This is a genomic window from Colwellia hornerae (assembly GCF_007954355.1).
GTDB lineage: Bacteria > Pseudomonadota > Gammaproteobacteria > Enterobacterales > Alteromonadaceae > Colwellia_A > Colwellia_A hornerae.
On the sequence record NZ_VOLR01000078.1, the window covers coordinates 1 to 1,350 of the forward strand.

A 1,350-nucleotide genomic window follows, 5' to 3' on the forward strand; every position below is an offset into this window, starting at 1 on the left:
ATAAAACATAACATACTTTTCATTGGCTTAGATACCCATAAAACATTTACTGAAGTCGCTTATATTGAAGACCAACGTGGCGCTAAATCAACTCATCTAGGTAAAATACTCAGTAATAAAGCCGCCTTTAAAAAACTCGCACGACAATTACAATCAAAATATCCAGATGCCACACTTCATTTTGTTTACGAAGCAGGTCCTTGTGGCTATTGGATTTACCGCTTTCTCACCAGCCTTAATCATTGTTGCTATGTCATCGCACCTTCTCTTATCCCTAAAAAACCAGGAGATAAAATCAAAACCGATAAACGTGATGCGCTCAAACTTGCAAAGCTTGTAGTGGCATAGTTGCTCAAGTCTGAAGACTTAACATATATCTATGTCCCTGAGCCCGAAGATGAAGCCGTACGGGACTTATCTCGGGCACGAGAAACAGGCATGAAAGACTTAAAGGATGCTAAATATCAACTTAAAGCATTGTTGTTACGTAACAACATTAACAGCAAAATAAAAGATAACTGGTCATTACAACATTTGCGTTGGCTCGCTGAATTAGTATTACCTCATCCTTGTCAGCAAATTGTTTTGCAAGAAGCGGTTTTAACCATTACTGAACGACTAAAACGCTTAAAAAGGCTGGATAATGAATTAACACATCAAGTGAAAAACTGGCGGTTTTATCCTGTAGTTAAAGCGATACAGGCGCTCCGTGGTGTGAGGTTATTAGTCGCCACAGGAGTGATTGCCGAACTAGGTGACTTATCACGGTTCGACCATCCCAGAAAATTAATGAGTTACCTTGGTCTTGTACCAAGTGAACATTCAAGTGGCGATAAACGCCATTTAGGTGCTATTACCAAATGCGGTAACAGCCGTGCAAGACGACTACTGGTCGAAGGTGCACATTCGTATAAACACAACGCCAATATTTCAAAAGAAATGCAATTAAGACAAGAAGGGTTAAGCAAAGAAATTATTGATATGGCTTGGCAAGCTCAACTGAGGTTGTGCCGCCGCTATCAACGACTCATGCATAAAGGCAAACATCGTAATGTGGTCGTTACGGCCATCGCCAGAGAAATGATCGCTTATATTTGGGCTATTTCTCGCGAGGTAGTGCTACCAAAAATTGATGTGAAGCTAAGAATATCGAGAGTACCTGCATGAATAAAAGTTTTGAGTTAGCGCATGGGATCAAGCATCGGGTGTGGCACAATCACCGACGGCGTTAGGACGGCAATAGCCTAACGGCTATTGAACCGCGAACATAGACTGAAGACAGGTGCCACGACGAAATGAGTAAGGTAGGCGCTGCTAGCAAACAAGTTAGTAATCCACGAATATCAGCAT

Annotated in this window: 1 pseudogene; it reads left to right on the forward strand. The window is 41.6% G+C overall.

Annotation, left to right across the window (positions count from 1 at the left end):
* Window positions 1–1,167, forward strand: a pseudogene (locus ESZ26_RS19010) (IS110 family RNA-guided transposase).
* The last annotated feature ends 183 nt before the right edge of the window (window positions 1,168–1,350 follow it).